Below are 17,710 nucleotides of genomic sequence, written 5' to 3'. Positions count from 1 at the left end.
AATTTTCTTTTCCACTTTTTCTCTGGTGTGCGAGAAAATTGGAGATGGACTCTGCTTCCGGCTCAACCGCAATCCCCTACACCCCTGCATAGATTCATCGTTGCTCACTGAACCATTTTCTCCAAATCCTGCACAAGCCTGGCTATGGCAACTTCCTTTGCTTTCGCTTCGATATCCACTGTCACTTGCAGGTCTTGCCAAAAGCGTGGAAAATCTTCAGGATTGATCATATCGTGGTGTGGTCGCGGATTACTTGCCACCCAACCGTCTTTGGGGCTGGAGAGATGAAAAAGCGGTTCCCGATCCCAGGTCAGCATCGCCTGGGTTGTTGCCTCTTGCAGGGAAAGCGTATCCGGGAGACAACGGTGATGATGCACATCATAGACAAAAGGAATGCCCAGGGATCGACAGACAGGCAGCAAATCTTCGGGGGTGTATACCCGGTCATCATTTTCCAGGGTCAATCGTCGCTGGACAGAGGCAGGAAGTGATGCGACCTCCCGCATGAGCCGATTAAGCGCCGCCTTTTTATCTCCATACCCTCCCCCTCCGTGAATATTTATAACGTCCGCTCCTACAGTCTCTGCAAGGTGGTCATGGTACAGGAGATCAGCAATGGACCGTTCAACAATTTCCTTGTTTGGTGAGGAGAGGAGAATAAATTGATCGGGGTGAAAGGTTAACCGTATGTCCTGTTGCGCACAAAATTGTTTCACTTCACCCAGCGTATGCAAAATAGCTTTCCAGTCCGGCAGGTCATGCACCGCATAGCCAACATCCGGATGGGTGATAAGGGGAAAAAAGCGACTGTTGATCCGAAAACTGCCAATGTTCAGATCGTGACAGGCGTGCACAGCTTCAAGGAGTGCCTGAGAATTAGCCATTACCGTCTCTGACAGCAATTCCAGCCGTCGAGAGGGATCACATTGTGTGATATATCGAGCCTGCCGCACTTTAAAACGTATAGGAATGTTACGAAACATACAGCAGAGGCCAAGTCGAACATTTCGCATATAGTGTATTGTCCTTGGTTGTAGAGCCCCCAGGGCAGATACCGCCCGATCAGCAATCGGCAGGGAAACAACCCCCTTTTATAGCTGGAAATGATAACCACTTACCGCTTCATCAACAATAAGAACACATTCTGGATAGATAGATAACCAATACTCTCATTTATTCGGGTTGCACAGTATAGGCACTGCACTTAAGGGTGTATATACAACCGGAGGATGCAAACAGGAGGCGTACATGAGGCAATCGGAGACGGAGGTAGTCATAGTTGGCGGTGGAATAGCCGGGTTAACCTGCGCTCACGAACTCACCAGCAAAGGAAGGCAGTGCCGCATACTGGAGGCCTCGGAGCGTGTAGGAGGAAGACTGAAAACGGACAACCGTGACGGCTACCTGCTGGACAGAGGCTTTCAGGTCCTGCAGACAGCCTATCCGGCGGCACAGCAACTCCTTGATTATGCTCGCCTGTCGCTACAGTCCTTTGCGCCAGGCACCCGCATCAGGATAGGCTCAACGTTTCATACTGTTGCAGACCCTTTACGGCGTCCAGCGGAAATACTGAAAACTCTCAGCGCACCCATCGGTAGCATGAGCGACCGTCTGCGACTGGTCAAGCTGGCCCGCAAGGTGATGAAAAGCTCCCTGGAGGACCTGTTCAGAGAGCCGGAGACCACCACCATGGACTTTCTGCGCCATTATGGTTTTTCCGATCGGATGATCGATCGTTTTTTTGTTCCATTCTTTGGTGGCGCCTGCCTTGAGCGGAAGCTCGACACCTCGCATCATGTATTTCTTTATGTTCTCAAAATGTTCGCTGGAGGCAATGCCGCCTTGCCCTTGCACGGCATGGAACAGATTCCTCGACAGATAGCGTCGATGCTGCCTCCTGAAACCGTGCGAACCAACAGCAGGGTTAAGCGCATTGAGGACGACAGGGTTATGCTGCAGGATGGCACTGTCTGCTCGGCCCAAGCCATTGTCCTTGCAACCGAGGGACCTGAAACCGCCAGACTCCTCGATAGACCGTATACACGCTCGTCGGTTGGAGAAACCTGTTTCTATTTTGCCGCGGAAAAAAAACCGTGGCACTCTGCGTACCTTCTCCTCAACGGCAACGGCGATGGTCCTATCAACAACATAGCCATCCCCAGCATGGTTTCGCCGGCCTATGCCCCCCAGGGGCAGTCACTGTTCAGCGTAGTGGTTCTGGAGAATACAACCACCGAAGAAAAAACACTCTTGGGCGAGGTTGAAAAACAGCTGAGACAATGGTTTGGGCCAGAAACGGCCGAGTGGCAACATCTGGCGACCTACCGGATTCTCCACGCCCTCCCCACGCAGAAACCGCCTACCGCTGACCCGCATCAGGCGGTCACTCAGGTGGAAAAGGGGCGTTTTGTCTGCGGTGAATTCGGCAGCCTCCCGGCCATCCAATGGGCGCTCTTTTCAGGGGTGCAGGCGGGCAAAGCTGTCGACAGGTTCCTGAGCGAGGCGACGCGGGAACAATAATTGTGTTTATACCCTTGGTCTGTAGGTCACGAGCAGCTCAATCGCCAGGACATCATCTTGTTTCAACGAGGTATTTCCAATACCGTTGAGGCATAAACCGAGCTTGTAAGCGGGGATTCGACCTGTTTGCAATGGCTATCCGGGTATGATACCTCCTCCATAAATCCTGGTAGTAACGTTCCTCATGGTGTAGCTGATGCTCGGGAACCTCGCCATATCGGCACACATGATCAGTAAACTCCTGGTCTACCTCTACTGTCTGCAATGATGTCGTGTCCCAGTACAGAGCAAAATTCCGACGAAGGTCATGCAGAATCCACCGTCTACTGTTGAACCGTTTTTTGAAATGTTGGGCAAGGTAACCGATAATCATGTGATTCGGCGCAAAGGGCGCATACTGGAGTTTATCCTCGAGCATGCGAAAACGAATAAGCCCGGTGTAGCGATCCGCCTCAACCTGCACCTGTTGTGAAACTGCATGGAGAAATCGAATGGAGTCATTGGTATAGAACTCCGTTGCCTTGGTTCCGTGGGTAAGACATTCACCCACCATCTGATACAGATGCCATCCGATTTCCGGCTTCTCACTGAAATAGCCGTCAATGGCAAATCGCAGAGCTTTTCCTCTTACCCTTTTCAGATAATCGAACAGTCGAAAGGCCTGCTCAGAATCGGTCGTCACCTCAACGACCGTCTCAAAAAGTTTCGGATTATGGCTGTTGCGGCTGTAAATGGCCTGAACGGATTGATCTGATTTAATTGCACGGGCTACAGCGGTCAGCAGACCTTCAAATGACCCATCGTGAAGAAAGACAACGGTGTTCACGTTAAAAAAGGCGTAACTGGCGAGACTGGAGCTGCAATTGTTTGGCTTTGGATGGCTCCGCCTTGCACAGCGCGCTGACTATGTGGTGATAGGAATATGATGCATCCCCAAGGTATTTTCCACCTATGGTGATAAAGTGCCGGGCTCGTTTCAGTACCATCCCGATTTTTTTCAAATCCTGCTCCCGGATAGCGCTTATCCTGCGGGTGTTGATGATTCTATTTGCTGAAAGGAGTCCCACACCGGGAATGCGAAGGAGTTCCTCATAGCTTGCCCGGTTAATATCAATGGGAAAATGGTCAAAGTTACGCAGCGCCCAGGATGCCTTAGGATCAAGGTTTTCATCAAGGTTCGGAAAGGAGGGCGAGAGGATTTCGTGGGCCTGAAACGAGTAAAACCTGAGCAGCCAATCGGCCTGGTAGAGACGATGTTCGCGCACCAACGGCGGTGGAGACGAGAGTGCAGGGAGAAGTGGGTTGTCATTGACAGGTATATACGCGGAATAGTAGACCCGTTTCAATGCCATCTTCCGGTATAAATTTTCGGTGAGATGGAGAATTTGGAGGTCATTTTCCGTTGATGCACCAACGATCATCTGGGTTGTCTGACCTGCCGGACAAAAGCGGGGCGCCTTTCTGTTCTTTCTCCTCTCCTTTTGAAAGCCTTGATGCTGCTCACCAATTTGCTGCATGGGAAGAAATATCTTCTTTTTCGACTTTTGCGGAGCCAGCTGTTGCAGAGAAGACTCTGAAGGCAGCTCAATATTGACGCTCATCCTGTCGGCGAGCAATCCCGCCTCATGAATAAGATCTGCCGAGCTCCCAGGAATAATTTTAAGATGGATATAGCCGTTAAACTTGTGCTCAGTACGCAGGATTCTGCACACTTCAACCATATCGGCCATGGTAGTATCCGGTGAGCCGTAGATGGCTGAACTGAGAAACAATCCTTCAATATAGTTGCGGAGATAAAAATTAATCGTGAGGTCAACCAACTCCTGGGCTGTAAAGGTTGCGCGTTCGCGATTGTTGGATCGGCGACTGGGACAGTAACCGCAATCATAGATACAGTCGTTGGACAGTAAAATTTTCAGCAGAGAAATACAGCGTCCATCAGCTGCCCAGCTATGACAGATACCGCGAATGGAGCCATGGCCTATCTCGCCGGGTACAGCCTTTCTCCCCTCTCCACTGGAAGAGCAGGAAGCATCGTATTTGGCGGCATCTGCCAGAATTTCAATTTTTTCAGCAATCTTCACCGTTACGCATCACCCTGTAGCCGCACAATAAGGTTCACAATCAGGGACTTCTGTGCAATATTCAGCACGGCGTATCCTCCGGCAAACCAACGCCCCATTTACCTCCGCCCTCTTCACTTTGGCTGATTTCATGGTACCGTTTACATTTACTCTGCACTTGAACTGAGCTCCGTAATCCCCCTGACCTGAAGCATCCTAACGGGGATGGTCTTCATTGACCAGCACTCTGTTGATCCGAACCGATGGAAAGGGGTTTTCCGTAATGATGCAGGTGCTGCAAATCCGAGCTGGGCTTTCCGGCAATCACCACGTCAGCTTATCCAATTCTCATCAACGGGGTGAAACCATTTCTTCTCCTTGCGCGCAATCCCTTTCGGTAGAGGAATCAGTGGACAATACCGGGGCGCTCATCAACACAATAAGCATACTGCTTGGTACGCATCTCTTTTTTGCCAACCTGCACCGCTACGTCAATTTCCCTTCCTCCTGACCACGCATTATGCAGGGATTGTCCACAGCTGAAATCGCCGTCTTTGACGATGCCCTGCCAGGCGATGCCTCTGATCCAGGAGAATCCGAAAACTGCAAGCTACCACTCACAGGGTCCCGGCGTAGCTGTTGCTGCTCTGACCGACCTGGGTCTTCTCCTGGGTCGTTGAAGGCACAGCCAACAGAAAAATAAAAAAACACTTGCACCATATCCGCATATCCGGATATACACACATTAGATATTCATCCGGATATGCGGATACAGTGAAACAACTCCTTGAGGATATTCAATACGCTTCCCTGCGGAACAGGAAAGATCCCATGCAAAATGAGATTCAGCTATTCAAGGCACTCTCCGACAGCACCAGGTTACGCATACTTCTGCTCCTCCTGAACAATGGAGAGCTATGCGTCTGCGACCTGATGGAATCCATGCAGATTCCTCAATCAACCGCATCACGGCATCTTGCACTTCTTCGCAACGCCGGATTCGTCGACGGGGAAAGACGCGGGACCTGGATGTATTACCGGGTTGTAGAGGACCAGAAACTGGGCTCGGCAATCCTTCATGCTCTCAAGAAACACTGTTCCAGACTGGAGAACGCCCAGCAAGACCAAGAGCGGTGCCTCAAATTTCTCTCCACCAAAGACAACATACCATGTCAAAAGACAACGCATCAACAGCGACAATCACCATGAAAAACAGAAAACAGCTGTCGTTTCTCGACCGATACCTCACTCTTTGGATTTTCCTGGCCATGTTTGCCGGCGTTATGGCCGGTTACCTTTACCCACCGATACATGCAATCATCAATACCTTTCAGGTCGGCACCACCAACATTCCCATTGCCATCGGCCTCATCATGATGATGTACCCGCCACTGGCAAAAGTGAGGTACGAAGAACTGGGCCAGGTATTCAGAAATACCAAAGTCCTCATGCTTTCACTGGCCCAGAACTGGATTATCGGCCCTGTGCTGATGTTTCTGTTGGCCATAACTTTTCTCTCCGGCCACCATGAATACATGGTCGGTCTGATCCTTATCGGTCTGGCTCGCTGCATTGCCATGGTCATTGTCTGGAACGATTTGGCAGATGGCGACACCGAGTACTGTGCAGGGCTCGTTGCGTTTAACTCACTTTTTCAGGTCCTCTTTTTTTCCCTTTATGCCTGGATTTTCATCACCGTTGTCCCATCATGGTTTGGTCTGGCAGGTGCTGTTGTTGATATCTCGATCGGTGACATTGCCAAATCGGTATTTATATACCTGGGAATACCGTTTCTTGCCGGCATGATAACCCGTTTTATCGGCATTCAGCGCAAGGGCAAGGAGTGGTACGAGACAATTTTTATACCGAAGATTTCGCCGTTGACCCTCATATTCCTGCTCTTTACTATCTTCGTCATGTTCTCTCTCAAAGGAGAATATATTGTCCAGCTCCCACTTGACGTCCTACGCATTGCTGTACCGCTGACCATCTATTTCCTGGTCATGTTTATGGTCTCTTTTTTCCTGTCAATGAAGGTCGGCGCAACCTACGAACAGACCACTACTCTCAGCTTCACGGCAGCATCAAACAATTTCGAATTGGCTATTGCCGTGGCTATTGCGGTTTTTGGCATCGACTCCGGCGTAGCATTTGCCGCGGTCATTGGTCCTCTGGTAGAAGTGCCTGTACTTATAGCGCTTGTCAATGTTGCACTTCGTTTACGGAAAAAATATTTCCCTCATGTCCAAAACACCGTCACCGGTGTCTGCCATGTACGAAAAAGAGAATAATCCACGCTCACTCTGCACACCATAAATAGCCATTCTTTTTCTCGGCGTCACAACAGCTGTAAACACTCTTCACGCCGGGTGACAACATCGATGCCTGATTCCGCGGGAGGTAAAGCAGGTCCTCAACCGGTATGGCATCCAAGCACTGGCGTAAACGGCTGAAAAACGGATGGGGAAAAAATATCCTTTCTCAGCGCGTCAACAATGCGCTTGTGGAATGTATATGTAATAGGCTCATAGAAAAATAAACACCAAAGGAACAATTATGAAATCACTCGACCAGGCACTCGCGGAAATGAATTTCGATTTCCTTGGAAAAGGCAAACACTCCATGAGCGTAGACGAAATGCGCAACAACATGAAAAACGATCATTTTCTACTCTTGGATGTCCGAACAGACAAGGAAACTGCCCATCTGACCATACCTTTTACCACCCACATTCCCCTTCATGAATTGCCCGACAGGCTGGATGAACTCCCGAAAGACAAGTGTATCGTCCCCTTCTGTTCCTCCATTTTTCGCGGTGCTGTCGCCTACACCTACCTCCGCGCAAGCGGCTTTGAGGATGTAAAGTGCCTGACGGCCACCATGGAAGAAATGGTTGGCGCCTTCAAGCCTGGCCCACTTGCAAAAATGTCTGCATAATAAGGGTTTATGCATGGAATCATCACTGCTTGTCATCAGCGGCATGTCTTTTGCCCTGAGTTTTATTTTTGCTCTGGGTGGGGTCGGATCTGCAATGGTGCTCATACCGGCACTTACCTGGTTAGGTTTGCCTTTTGTTCAGGCAAGATCAGTAGGGCTATTTGTTAACAGCGTCAGTATGGCGGGGGCAACATGGTCCAATATCCGGCAGAAGCGGCTTGAGTACCGCCTTGGTGTTCCTATCATCATAGCTTCCATCCTGGTTGCTCCGGTAGGCGCCTGGGTGGGTATCCACATTCCGACCAGGTACGTGATGTATGCATTTATCGCCTTTCTCACCTTTTCCGGGCTCATGATCTTGTTTTTCAACGGTGCGAAATTCAAGCACCAGTACCGAGAAGACAGACCCGTTACAGGACCACTGCTGGTCGGAGTCGGCTCGGGTTTTCTCTCTGGCCTGCTGGGTGTGGGAGGAGGCGGATTGATCTCTCCGCTCATGATCCTTCAGGGGTTCAACCCTAAAAAAGTAGCCACGGTCACAGCCTTTGCTGTGCCCTTCTCCTCATTTACCGCCTTTCTCGCCTACGCTGCCATGGGGTCTGTCAGTTGGCAGATTCTTTTCTTTACTGGAGCGGCAGCATGGGGCGGTGGGTATCTGGGAACAATGGTGATGCAGAAGAATATGCATCCAACTACCGTACGAAAATTTCTTGGCGGCACGCTCATTCTCCTGGCGGTCCGGATGATACAGAAGATGCTGGGGTAGGATTGAAACAAACAGGGAGTGTATACTCAGATTTTTTTACATGAAAAATACAATAAAGGCCGGTTAAGCTGTGAGCTTAACCGGCCTTTATTGTATTTTTTGGTCGGGAAGAGAGGATTCGAACCTCCGACCCCAGCGTCCCGAACGCTGTGCTCTACCAGACTGAGCCACTTCCCGACCTGTAATTAGGGAGTATATAGTAACACAGTCCACACAGCGTGGGACTGCTAAAGAAAGAGCGGAATATCTCGCTGCTTATTCCACAGCGTCAGCAAGTTTGCTGCCCGGTTTGAACTTTGCTACTGTCTTTGCGGGGATACTGATCATGTCGCCGGTGCGGGGATTTTTTGCCTTGCGAGCAGAACGGTTGACCGTGGAGAATGTTCCAAACCCAACAAGCGTTACCTTGTCTCCTTTGGCGAGAGCATCTGTGATCGACATGAGCATTCCGTTTAATGCTTTTTCTGCAGCGGCCTTGCTTATATCTGCTGCTCCAGCCATGGATTCTACGAGTTCCTTTTTATTCATTCTTCCCTCCCAAAGATTTTGACACTGCCTCTACGTTCAAGTTTATTCCTGAACGGGCACCAGCGAAGACGGTGGAAGTAAAATAAAATTTTATTTCTTTGTCAAAGAAAAAAAATTGTTTTTTACGCCCTTGAATGCCCAACGGAACAGGCTTTCCGCCATGTCCACCCACAGTTCGTCCTTACCTTCCTTCCAAATCCAGGTAGACTTTCTGCACTCCGTTATTGGAAAAGAAACGCAATACTGCCACCCTGATATCTGGGGTGATGGCTTTTGCCAGGTCAGCCTCGGCCAGTTGTACATAGACGACATCCGTACTCTGCCTGTCCAGACGTACCCGGCATCCCTGGAAACCAAAACGGGATAATTCACTTTCCCAGAACGAAATTTGCTGTAATCGTTCTTCGTTTATCGACAGACCGTGCGGTATACGCGTCGCCAGACAGGAGGCTGAAGGGAGATCCCAATTGGTCAACCCGAGATGTCTGCTGCATGCCCTGACATCAGCCTTATTCAAGCCGGCCTCCACAAGGGGTATCTTCACTCCCAACTCATGAATGGCGCGCAGTCCGGGACGGCTACTCTTGAGATCATCAGTATTCGTTCCATCCAGAAGAAGGAAAAAATCCTTTTTCTCCATTTCTTCTTTAAATCGCTTGTAAATCCGCAACTTACACTGATAACATCGCTCTTCGGAGTTAGAGACGAACTCTTTCCAGCCCAAGGGCTGCAACGCGATCACGTGAATATCCACCCCCCGAGAATAACCGTTGGCCTCCAGCCACTCTTTGGCGCGAGCGATTTCCTTGTCCGTCAGCAGTACCGAAGACCCGAAAAGGGCAAGGACATTGCCGGCACCAAGCGTGTCGAGTGCGCATTTCAAGAGCAATGAGCTGTCCGATCCTCCCGAAAATGCCACACCAACTCGCCCATAACCAAGCAGGACGTTCTTTAACCGGTCGAGCTTCTCTTGAAGGTGGTCCAATCAGTTTCCCTCACATAAAATGGTCTAAGAGGTGATCGCAATGCAATATCCGCGAGAACTGTCCCTCAGCGGAGCCCCTCGGGACAACAGTACCTGGATAATGAATGAAATTATCCCCCCCTGCAACCATTTTCAGTTTTTTCTTTTCAACCACAGGTAAATACTTTAGTCTTTACCATTCATCTATTCGGATGCAGAGGATACATTCCCTCTCATCCGCATGACAACGCACTCGGTTGTTTATCTCTTTTCACTGCTGAAGAAAAAAATGTCCCAGAAAGTAAATATCACGCAGGTTAGAAACCGCATAGATGCAATTGACGACACCATCCTTGAATTGCTCAAAGAGCGGTTGGACCTTGCCCGCACCATCGGAAAATTGAAAAGTGAAACCAACCGAGCAAAATGGGATCCGCAACGGGAGCTGGAAATTTATAACCGGCTTAAAAAATACAACCAGGACGTTTTTCCCTACAAGGCCCTTCATTCCATTTTTCATGAAATAATCACCACCTGTCGACTCTCCCAGCGAAAAGCCATTGTCGCCTACCTCGGTCCCGAGGCAACGTTCACCCACCAGGCTGGAGTGAGTTATTTCGGTCAATCTGCGGCGTATCGACCACTGGAATCCATTGTGGAAATCTTTCAGGAAGTGGAAAAGGAACGGGTCCAGTTTGGTATCGTTCCGGTAGAAAATTCCATCGAAGGGGCGGTCACTTCCTGCCTTGACTCCTTTCTCCAGTATAAAGTGCAGATTTGCGGGGAAATCCAACTGCCCATCACGCATAACCTGGTCTGTAGGTCAGGCAACATGGAAGATATCCAGACGGTGGCCTCTCATGCCCAGGGGTTGGCCCAGTGTCGGGAATGGCTGCGAAAGAACTTACCCTCAACCCCAACCCTACCAGTTTTTTCAACTGGGGCTGCGGCCCAGATGGCCGCTAACAACCCCAATGTTGGCGCCATTTCCAGTAACTTGGCGGTAACGGAATACGATCTGCAGGTGGTGGTAAAAGGCATTGAAGACTACCAGGGAAACACAACCAGGTTTCTAGTACTTGGCAAGCAGTCGCCACAGAAAAGCGGGATTGATAAAACCTCCGTCCTTCTCGGCCTCATCAACCGTCCGGGAGCGCTCAACGAAATTCTGACTATTCTCTCTGCCAAGAATATAGACCTGGCAAAGATTGAGTCACGCCCTACCAAGGGCAAACAATGGAAATATCTTTTCTTTCTCGATATGATCGGCCATATGGACGACCCGGTTATCCATGAAGCATGCAACATCCTCAAGCAGATCTGTGCCTACTTTGAATGGTTGGGATCCTATCCCCGCGCAGACAATATTGATTTCAACCGGGGCGAATTCTAATCACGCCCCTGTCCTCCTGCAGCAATCACACTCCTGCTGTGGTGCCCGGCAGCAGTGAGCGCCACAGCGCTCACGATGTCTCCACCGCAGTGTTTCTTCAACATCAAAAGATACCCCATGGTGCCACTTGTCAGTTGCAAAGGCCTGAGTAAAGCCTTTGGTGCGCAAACCCTTTTTTCCAATATATCCCTTAACCTTCACCCGGGTGACCGTGCCGGCCTGATCGGCCCCAACGGTTCTGGTAAATCCACCTTGCTAAAAATCATATGCGGCTTGACAGAGAGCGACAGCGGCGAGATCAATGTACCCAAACACACCCGCCTCAGTTACGTGGCGCAGGAGGATACTTTTCGAGAAGACCTGAACAGTGTAGACAACCTCCTTCCGGCCGTTCAGGACCTTGATATCGATCAGGCAGAACAGTACAACCGGGTGTATGCTGTTCTGAGCAGGGCCGAATTTACCGATACCGCCAGCCCTGTGGCTAAGTTATCCGGCGGCTGGCGGAAAAGGCTTGCCATTTGCCGAGCACTCGTTGTTTACCCGGATGTCCTGGTCATGGATGAACCAACCAATCACCTGGACATCGAAGGTATCCTCTGGTTGGAAAAACTCCTTCGTGCCAACCTACCGGAGAGCCCGTCAGCCATACTCATGGTCAGCCATGACAGACGTTTTCTGGAAAATACCGTTAATCGTCTGATTGAACTCAGCCCTGCATATCCTGAAGGTGCATTTGAAGTAGCCGGCACCTATTCTCATTTTCTGGAAAAAAAGACCGCTTTTCTCCATCAGCAGCAGCAGGTTGAAGAGCGGTTGGCCAACAAGGTCAGAAGAGAAACGGAATGGCTTCGCAGAGGACCGAAAGCCCGAACCAGTAAGGCAAAATACCGGATCGATGAAGCAGGCAGACTGCAGGACGAATTGTCCGATGTACGCTCCCGCAACCGTGCTTCAGGGGCGGTCGGCATAGCCTTTGACGCCACCCGCAGGCGAACCAAAAAACTCTTGGTCTGCAGCGGCATCAGCAAGCGTTTTGGCGATATTGCTCTTTTTCATGACCTGAATCTTGTGCTGGCTCCAGGCACCCGTATCGGTGTCCTTGGCCGTAATGGGACAGGTAAATCGACCTTGATGAAGTTGCTCGCAGCCTCTACAGAGGACCAGGGGCCCTCTCCTGACAATGGAACCATCACCGCCGCCGATGGCGTCCGGATCGTCAGCTTTGATCAGCGCAGAGAACAGCTAGATAAATCCGACACCCTGCGCCGGGCGCTCGCACCGGATGGCGACTCCGTGACCTACCAGGAACGCAGTATCCATGTGGTCTCCTGGGCAAAACGCTTCCTCTTCCGACCCGACCAACTGGACACCCCGGTCCACCGCCTGTCCGGGGGCGAGCAGGCAAGAATCCTTATTGCACGACTGATGCTCAGGCCTGCCGACATCCTTCTGCTTGACGAACCGACCAATGATCTTGATATTCCCTCCCTTGACGTACTGGAGGAAAGCCTGACCGAATTTCCAGGTGCACTGGTCCTGGTAAGCCATGATCGATTTCTTCTTGATCGGGTCTGCAATGCCGTACTGGGGTTCAATGGCCACGGCGAAGCGCACTTTTATGCCGATTACGAACAATGGCTTGCAGATATCCGGAGCCTTGAGCAGTCTGCTGGCACAAAAGCAAAAGCTGCCTCGCCCGCTTCCCCTGCTAAAAAAGACAGACCGAAAGCAGGGCGACTCTCTTATCTCGATCAGCGTGAATACGACGCCATGGAAGATGAAATAGGGCAACGGGAAGAACGAATAGCAGAATTACAGCGCTTGATGACCACTCCAGAAGCGGCATCAGACCCCGCACTGCTCGAAGACTACTGGAAAGAGGAACAGCAGCTCCAGGGTGAAGTCGACCAATTGTACGCACGCTGGGATGAACTGGAGCAGTGCAAACAGGGATAATTCATCGGAGAGCTTTTGTCGTTGTCGCTACCACTCCCCCCTAATCTCGTTGACACGCCAAAGCTTTTTTAATATACCAGGGGCGTTAATTCGCAGCGACCTTGCTCCTGACAGCAATGGTCTCCCCCCAATACAGTCGCTTATGAGGTGATGCTAATGATGAAAAAAGTTCTCGCTTGTCTTGCCGCAATCGGCATGCTCGCTTGTTGTGGCGCTGCCATGGCCGACGCCGGCAAAATCGTCAATGGTATTGACGCAAACTTTCCCCCTTTTGCCTATATTGATAAAACCGGCAAGCCCAGTGGTTTCGACGTAGAGGCAATGGACTGGATTGCCAAGGAGATAGGCTTGGAGGTTACGCATCAGCCCATTGAATGGGACGGTATCATTACCAGCCTGCTGACCAAGAAAATCGATATTATTGCCTCGGGTATGAGTATTACCGAGGAACGCGCAAAAAAAGTCAACTTTACCATCCCTTACTGGGTGATCAAGCAGGTCATGGTTACCAAAAAGGGTTCGCCCCTGACCATTGAAGAGCTGTTGACCACCAACAAGATCATCGGTGTACAGCAAGGCACGTCTGAAGCCAAATGGCTGAAGGCTGAGGCGGAAAAACAGGGATGGAACTTCGAGCTGCGCTACTACAGCTCTTCGCCGCTGGCAGTGGAAGATGTGCTGAACGGCAGAATTGCGGCCGCAGCAATGGACGATGCCCCAGCAAATGATGCTGTCTCGAAAAAGGATGTCCAGATAGTAGGCACCTTTGGCATGCATGAGGAGAATTTCGGTTATGCTGTCCGCAAAGAGGACAGCGAGCTGCTTGAAAAAGTGAACAAGGCGCTTGCCAAGCTCATGGCCTCTCCGCTGTGGGACGAACTGATTCAGAAGTATGAATTAAACCAGTGATCCATACGCTCAAAGGTGGACCGCTGGGTCGGCTTCACCCTTGAGCTGCCCGGTGCCCGGGCTATTCTCATCTCTCTACTCCAACTTGGCGATTACACTTTTTCATTATGCAGGCCAGCATTTCCGTCATACTCGATTCCTTTCCTTACCTGCTGCAAGGATCGCTGAATACTGCCGGCATTGTCTTTGCGGCCATGTTTATAGGTCTGCTGGTTGGAATCTGCGTTGCAGTCGGCATGGTATACGGGAACAAACCGCTGCAGCTGCTGCTGCGAACCTACGTGTGGTTTTTCCGTGGCGTGCCTGTCCTGGTCCTGCTTTTCCTGTTTTATTTTGGTCTGTTTTCCTATTTTGATCTTCAGTTCAGCGCCTTCACCTCGGTAACCATCGTCCTCGGCATGACCACCGGCGCCTATCAGGCCAATATATTCAAAGGAGCCATTCTCGCCCTGCCCAAAGGCCAGTTCAAAGCTGCCAGCGCCCTGGGCATGAGCAACGGACAGGCCATCCGTTCCATCATTCTCCCCCAGATTCTGCGCATGTCCATTCCGGCCTGGTCCAACGAATACTCCATAATTCTCAAGGATTCGGCCCTTGCCTTTGTTATTGGTGCACCGGAAATCATGGCCAGGACACAGTTTGTCGCCTCCCGAACCTATCAGCACCTTCCACTGTACATAGCTGCAGGTGTACTCTACTTTATCCTCACATGGGCAGGTGTATACGCATTGAATAAACTTTATCTGGCTGTCCGTATTCCCGGCTACAGTCATCAAGGCATGAAAGAATGACCACCCATGGGCCTATTCTCAAAGCAGAGAATATCGTAAAAATTTATAACGGCAACACCATCCTCGATGGGGTGAGCCTCGAACTCAACAAAGGGGAGATAATCGTCCTCATCGGTCCTTCCGGTGGCGGGAAAAGCACTCTGCTCCAGTGTATCAACTGTCTCGTTCTTCCCGATGAAGGCACCATTGAACTGGAACAGCGGCAAGTTGATGTCACAAACAAGCAGGAACTCTACCACCTTCGTCAACAGGTCGGCATGATCTTTCAGGAGTTCAACCTGTTTGACCACCTCACAGCAGTTAAAAATATCACCATTGCCTTACGCAAAGTAAGAAAGCTTGATCGTCAGGAAGCTGAAAAACGCGCGTGGAAGGAATTAAAGCAGGTAGGCCTTGGCGAAAAAGGCAACCTCTACCCGGCTCAACTCTCCGGCGGACAGAAACAACGGGTGGCCATCGCCAGGGCCCTGGCCATGGATCCCAAGATATTACTGCTAGACGAGCCTACCTCTGCGCTGGATCCGGACCTGATCGGTGAGGTAATTACTGTAATCAAGGAGTTAGCAGCCAAAGGCATGACCATGATCATGGCTACCCACCAGATAAGCCTGATCTCCACCCTGGCCGATAACATTCTTTTTATGGAAAACGGCAGAATTGTTGAGGCTGGTGCGCCTGCTGAACTGCTTGCACCGGGCAGGAACAATAAAACCCGTGGATTTTGCGACCGGCTCAACGAACTCTCCACCGGAGAACAGTAGGCGTGGAATTCTCACCGTTTTACCAGGAGCTGTTGACCAGCCTTAACCGCGGACTGCTCACGAGCGTGACCCTGATCGTCCCCTCAGCCCTGGGGGGAATTCTGATCGGGATTCTTGCCGGCTGCCTCCGGGCCTTCGGCAACCGGCCGACCCGAATGGCCACTAACGGGTATGCAGCGGTTTTTCGCGGCACCCCGCTTGTCGTGCAGCTCTTTGTTCTCTATTTTGGGCTACCCAACATCGGGCTGTACCTTTCTCCCTATGCAGCAGCGGTCATAGGTTTTATCCTCTGTAGCGGTGCATACCAGTCAGAATATATCCGTGGCGCCCTGCTCTCCATTAAAAGAGGTCAGTACGCCGGCGCTCAAGCCCTTGGATTTACCACTTTTCAAACTATTTTCTGGATTATTGTTCCCCAGGCCATCCGAAGAGCCCTGCACGGATGTGGTAACGAGATCATCTATCTCATCAAATATTCCTCGCTTGCCTATATAGTTACCTGTATGGAACTTACCGGCGAGGGGAAAACCATTGCCACTGAATATTTTCGTTTTACCGAAGTCTTTCTCATTATCGGACTCTATTACCTCGCTCTGGTCAGCTGTGCCTCCTTTCTCTTGCGCTGGGTCGAGAAACGCCTCTATATCCCAGGGTTCGGCTACGAGTAACCAACGGCTCCATAGACCTCTGTAGGATTCCCATGCCAGCACCTTACTCCCCGCTCACGCCCGAGCTACAGGACACTATACTTTCCTCCCTGGAACCGGAGACCGTCTTCACCGGCACCCATGTCGAACAACGGTACCAGGGCGATGCCTCCAAATTGCGGTTTGTACCGGAAATGGTTGTCTGCCCCCGTACCATTACCGATATCCAGATCCTGCTACGCCTGGCAAACCGGCATAATTTTCCGGTATCGCCGCGAGGCGCCGGCTCTGGCCTTGCAGGAGGCTGCCTCGCCGATAAGGGCGGGGTCGTTCTCTCTCTGGAAAAACTGACAGACATCCCGCTGGTCGACCCAGTCAACGGCATACTCCATGCGGAGGCCGGGGTCATCAGTCAACAGGTAAAAGAAGCTGCGGCTGCACATGGCCTGTTCTACCCGCCTGATCCTGCGGGAATGGACCTGAGCACCATTGGCGGCAATGCCGCCACCGATGCAGGTGGACCGGCCTGTGTCAAATACGGGACAACCAGGGATTACATCCTTGGCCTTGAAGCGGTACTGGCCAACGGCGAACGTATTTCTACCGGAGTTCAGACGAGAAAGGGTGTTGTCGGATACGATCTGACCAACCTGCTTGTAGGGAGTGAGGGAACGCTGGCCATTATCACCAGTCTGTGGCTGAAGCTCATCCCCAAACCACCAGCCGTAACGAGCCTGATGTGCGTCTTCGCCAGCATGACCGATGCCATGCAGAGCGTCACCGCCATCATGTCGGCCGGTCACCTCCCGTGCGCTATCGAGTTTCTTGATTATCGATGCCTTGAACTGGTGGGTGATCTGCTCCCCTTCCCGCTGCCCGGTACGATGCCTTCAGTGCTCATCATTGAACTTGACGGACCGGCGGAGCTGATCACAGGGGAACGGGAAACCATTCGTACCCTGGTCAGGGCGGGTGGAGCGACTGCTGTTCTCGCTGCCGATGACGAAGCCCAGCGGCAGAACATCTGGGAAGTTCGCCGCCAGGTCAGCCTTCGCATCCACGATTATGCAACCGTCTACATGCCTGAGGACGTGGCTGTCCCCATCAGCAGAATTGCTGAACTGGTAGAAGCTCTTCCTCGATTTGAACAGCGACACGGGGTAGAGATATTTGCTTTTGGCCATGCCGGGGACGGCAATATCCACCTGAGCGTAACCGCACACAATGATGCTGACCGGATCAAGGCGACGGCGGCGGTTCGCGAGCTGCTTACCTCCTGTCTTGAAATGAAAGGCACCATCTCTGGAGAACATGGTATTGGTCTGGCAAAAAAAGCCTTCCTCCCCATGGAGCTTGAACCTGTCAGCATCGACCTGCAACGCGACATAAAAGCACTCTTTGACCCCAACAATATACTGAACCCTGGAAAAATTTTTCCTGATAGGGGTTCGGCCTCCACTTTCGGTTAAGTA

The 17,710-nt window shown here is 51.2% G+C and carries 18 protein-coding genes and 1 tRNA gene; 13 read left to right on the top strand and 6 right to left on the bottom strand.

All coding sequences use genetic code 11. The annotated features are described in order from the left end of the window. Positions 1 to 104 precede the first annotated feature (104 nt). Complete coding sequence (uvsE, locus tag ACZ52Z_RS02940; protein ID WP_464269271.1) at positions 105 to 1,013, bottom strand: UV DNA damage repair endonuclease UvsE; 909 nt, start codon at positions 1,011 to 1,013, stop codon at positions 105 to 107. A gap of 235 nt (positions 1,014 to 1,248) precedes the next feature. Here uvsE and ACZ52Z_RS02935 point away from each other — a divergent pair, with 235 nt between their 5' ends. Beyond that, positions 1,249 to 2,520, top strand: a complete 1,272-nt coding sequence (locus ACZ52Z_RS02935) for an NAD(P)/FAD-dependent oxidoreductase (RefSeq protein WP_464269270.1) — start codon at positions 1,249 to 1,251, stop codon at positions 2,518 to 2,520. 52 nt (positions 2,521 to 2,572) lie between these two features. Here the strand turns inward: ACZ52Z_RS02935 and ACZ52Z_RS02930 are convergent, their stop codons facing one another. Both ACZ52Z_RS02930 and ACZ52Z_RS02925 read right to left on the bottom strand, forming a co-directional pair. Further along, positions 2,573 to 3,346, bottom strand: coding sequence for a TIGR03915 family putative DNA repair protein (locus ACZ52Z_RS02930; RefSeq protein WP_464269269.1), 774 nt, complete (start codon positions 3,344 to 3,346; stop codon positions 2,573 to 2,575). 1 nt (position 3,347) lies between these two features. Next, positions 3,348 to 4,604, bottom strand: a complete 1,257-nt coding sequence (locus ACZ52Z_RS02925; protein WP_464269268.1) for a putative DNA modification/repair radical SAM protein — start codon at positions 4,602 to 4,604, stop codon at positions 3,348 to 3,350. 262 nt (positions 4,605 to 4,866) lie between these two features. Here ACZ52Z_RS02925 and ACZ52Z_RS02920 point away from each other — a divergent pair, with 262 nt between their 5' ends. The 5 genes from ACZ52Z_RS02920 to ACZ52Z_RS02900 all read left to right on the top strand — a co-directional run bounded on the left by ACZ52Z_RS02920 (position 4,867) and on the right by ACZ52Z_RS02900 (position 8,286). Continuing rightward, positions 4,867 to 5,094: a hypothetical protein gene (locus ACZ52Z_RS02920; protein WP_464269267.1), complete on the top strand. Its 228-nt coding sequence runs from the start codon at positions 4,867 to 4,869 to the stop codon at positions 5,092 to 5,094. A 320-nt stretch (positions 5,095 to 5,414) separates the two neighbouring features. Next, entirely contained in the window at positions 5,415 to 5,792 is a 378-nt protein-coding gene (locus tag ACZ52Z_RS02915) for an ArsR/SmtB family transcription factor (protein WP_464269266.1), read from the top strand. Beyond that, the gene (gene arsB, locus ACZ52Z_RS02910) at positions 5,753 to 6,874 is read left to right on the top strand and encodes an ACR3 family arsenite efflux transporter (RefSeq protein ID WP_464269265.1); all 1,122 of its coding nucleotides are present in this window, start codon (positions 5,753 to 5,755) and stop codon (positions 6,872 to 6,874) included. The genes ACZ52Z_RS02915 and arsB overlap by 40 nt, the downstream gene beginning before the upstream one ends. A 265-nt stretch (positions 6,875 to 7,139) precedes the next feature. Beyond that, complete coding sequence (locus ACZ52Z_RS02905) at positions 7,140 to 7,520, top strand: rhodanese-like domain-containing protein (RefSeq protein ID WP_464269264.1); 381 nt, start codon at positions 7,140 to 7,142, stop codon at positions 7,518 to 7,520. A gap of 13 nt (positions 7,521 to 7,533) precedes the next feature. Then, a complete protein-coding gene (locus ACZ52Z_RS02900; RefSeq protein WP_464269263.1) occupies positions 7,534 to 8,286 on the top strand; it encodes a sulfite exporter TauE/SafE family protein in 753 nt (250 codons plus the stop codon). A gap of 100 nt (positions 8,287 to 8,386) precedes the next feature. Here the strand turns inward: ACZ52Z_RS02900 and ACZ52Z_RS02895 are convergent. From ACZ52Z_RS02895 to larE, 3 genes are all read right to left on the bottom strand, one after another. After that, positions 8,387 to 8,463 (bottom strand) — tRNA-Pro (locus ACZ52Z_RS02895). 78 nt (positions 8,464 to 8,541) lie between these two features. Beyond that, complete coding sequence (locus ACZ52Z_RS02890) at positions 8,542 to 8,814, bottom strand: HU family DNA-binding protein (protein ID WP_464269262.1); 273 nt, start codon at positions 8,812 to 8,814, stop codon at positions 8,542 to 8,544. 181 nt (positions 8,815 to 8,995) lie between these two features. Further along, positions 8,996 to 9,799 (bottom strand): ATP-dependent sacrificial sulfur transferase LarE, encoded by an 804-nt coding sequence (larE, locus tag ACZ52Z_RS02885; RefSeq protein WP_464269261.1) that lies wholly within the window; start codon positions 9,797 to 9,799, stop codon positions 8,996 to 8,998. Positions 9,800 to 10,067: 268 nt separating this feature from the next. Here larE and pheA point away from each other — a divergent pair, with 268 nt between their 5' ends. The 7 genes from pheA to ACZ52Z_RS02850 all read left to right on the top strand — a co-directional run bounded on the left by pheA (position 10,068) and on the right by ACZ52Z_RS02850 (position 17,707). Next, positions 10,068 to 11,171, top strand: coding sequence for a prephenate dehydratase (pheA, locus tag ACZ52Z_RS02880; protein WP_464269260.1), 1,104 nt, complete (start codon positions 10,068 to 10,070; stop codon positions 11,169 to 11,171). A gap of 117 nt (positions 11,172 to 11,288) precedes the next feature. Then, positions 11,289 to 13,130, top strand: coding sequence for an ABC-F family ATP-binding cassette domain-containing protein (locus tag ACZ52Z_RS02875; protein ID WP_464269259.1), 1,842 nt, complete (start codon positions 11,289 to 11,291; stop codon positions 13,128 to 13,130). 156 nt (positions 13,131 to 13,286) lie between these two features. Continuing rightward, positions 13,287 to 14,039: an ABC transporter substrate-binding protein gene (locus ACZ52Z_RS02870; protein ID WP_464269258.1), complete on the top strand. Its 753-nt coding sequence runs from the start codon at positions 13,287 to 13,289 to the stop codon at positions 14,037 to 14,039. Between the two features lie 107 nt (positions 14,040 to 14,146). Continuing rightward, positions 14,147 to 14,830, top strand: coding sequence for an amino acid ABC transporter permease (locus ACZ52Z_RS02865; protein WP_464269257.1), 684 nt, complete (start codon positions 14,147 to 14,149; stop codon positions 14,828 to 14,830). Next, positions 14,827 to 15,591 (top strand): amino acid ABC transporter ATP-binding protein, encoded by a 765-nt coding sequence (locus tag ACZ52Z_RS02860; RefSeq protein WP_464269256.1) that lies wholly within the window; start codon positions 14,827 to 14,829, stop codon positions 15,589 to 15,591. The genes ACZ52Z_RS02865 and ACZ52Z_RS02860 overlap by 4 nt, the downstream gene beginning before the upstream one ends. A gap of 2 nt (positions 15,592 to 15,593) precedes the next feature. Further along, the gene (locus ACZ52Z_RS02855; RefSeq protein ID WP_464269255.1) at positions 15,594 to 16,259 is read left to right on the top strand and encodes an amino acid ABC transporter permease; all 666 of its coding nucleotides are present in this window, start codon (positions 15,594 to 15,596) and stop codon (positions 16,257 to 16,259) included. A gap of 32 nt (positions 16,260 to 16,291) precedes the next feature. After that, positions 16,292 to 17,707: an FAD-binding oxidoreductase gene (locus ACZ52Z_RS02850; RefSeq protein ID WP_464269254.1), complete on the top strand. Its 1,416-nt coding sequence runs from the start codon at positions 16,292 to 16,294 to the stop codon at positions 17,705 to 17,707. The last annotated feature ends 3 nt before the right edge of the window (positions 17,708 to 17,710 follow it).

Source organism: Desulfogranum aggregans (assembly GCF_055398265.1).
This window is presented reverse-complemented; position numbering and strand designations above follow the sequence as displayed.

Coding starts and splice junctions, on each gene's coding strand:
- uvsE (WP_464269271.1), bottom strand. CDS start 1,013: ATGCGAAATGTTCGACTTGGCCTCTGCTGTATGTTTCGTAACATTCCT.
- ACZ52Z_RS02935 (WP_464269270.1), top strand. CDS start 1,249: ATGAGGCAATCGGAGACGGAGGTAGTCATAGTTGGCGGTGGAATAGCC.
- ACZ52Z_RS02920 (WP_464269267.1), top strand. CDS start 4,867: ATGATGCAGGTGCTGCAAATCCGAGCTGGGCTTTCCGGCAATCACCAC.
- ACZ52Z_RS02915 (WP_464269266.1), top strand. CDS start 5,415: ATGCAAAATGAGATTCAGCTATTCAAGGCACTCTCCGACAGCACCAGG.
- arsB (WP_464269265.1), top strand. CDS start 5,753: ATGTCAAAAGACAACGCATCAACAGCGACAATCACCATGAAAAACAGA.
- ACZ52Z_RS02905 (WP_464269264.1), top strand. CDS start 7,140: ATGAAATCACTCGACCAGGCACTCGCGGAAATGAATTTCGATTTCCTT.
- ACZ52Z_RS02900 (WP_464269263.1), top strand. CDS start 7,534: ATGGAATCATCACTGCTTGTCATCAGCGGCATGTCTTTTGCCCTGAGT.
- ACZ52Z_RS02890 (WP_464269262.1), bottom strand. CDS start 8,814: ATGAATAAAAAGGAACTCGTAGAATCCATGGCTGGAGCAGCAGATATA.
- pheA (WP_464269260.1), top strand. CDS start 10,068: ATGTCCCAGAAAGTAAATATCACGCAGGTTAGAAACCGCATAGATGCA.
- ACZ52Z_RS02875 (WP_464269259.1), top strand. CDS start 11,289: ATGGTGCCACTTGTCAGTTGCAAAGGCCTGAGTAAAGCCTTTGGTGCG.
- ACZ52Z_RS02870 (WP_464269258.1), top strand. CDS start 13,287: ATGATGAAAAAAGTTCTCGCTTGTCTTGCCGCAATCGGCATGCTCGCT.
- ACZ52Z_RS02865 (WP_464269257.1), top strand. CDS start 14,147: ATGCAGGCCAGCATTTCCGTCATACTCGATTCCTTTCCTTACCTGCTG.
- ACZ52Z_RS02860 (WP_464269256.1), top strand. CDS start 14,827: ATGACCACCCATGGGCCTATTCTCAAAGCAGAGAATATCGTAAAAATT.
- ACZ52Z_RS02850 (WP_464269254.1), top strand. CDS start 16,292: ATGCCAGCACCTTACTCCCCGCTCACGCCCGAGCTACAGGACACTATA.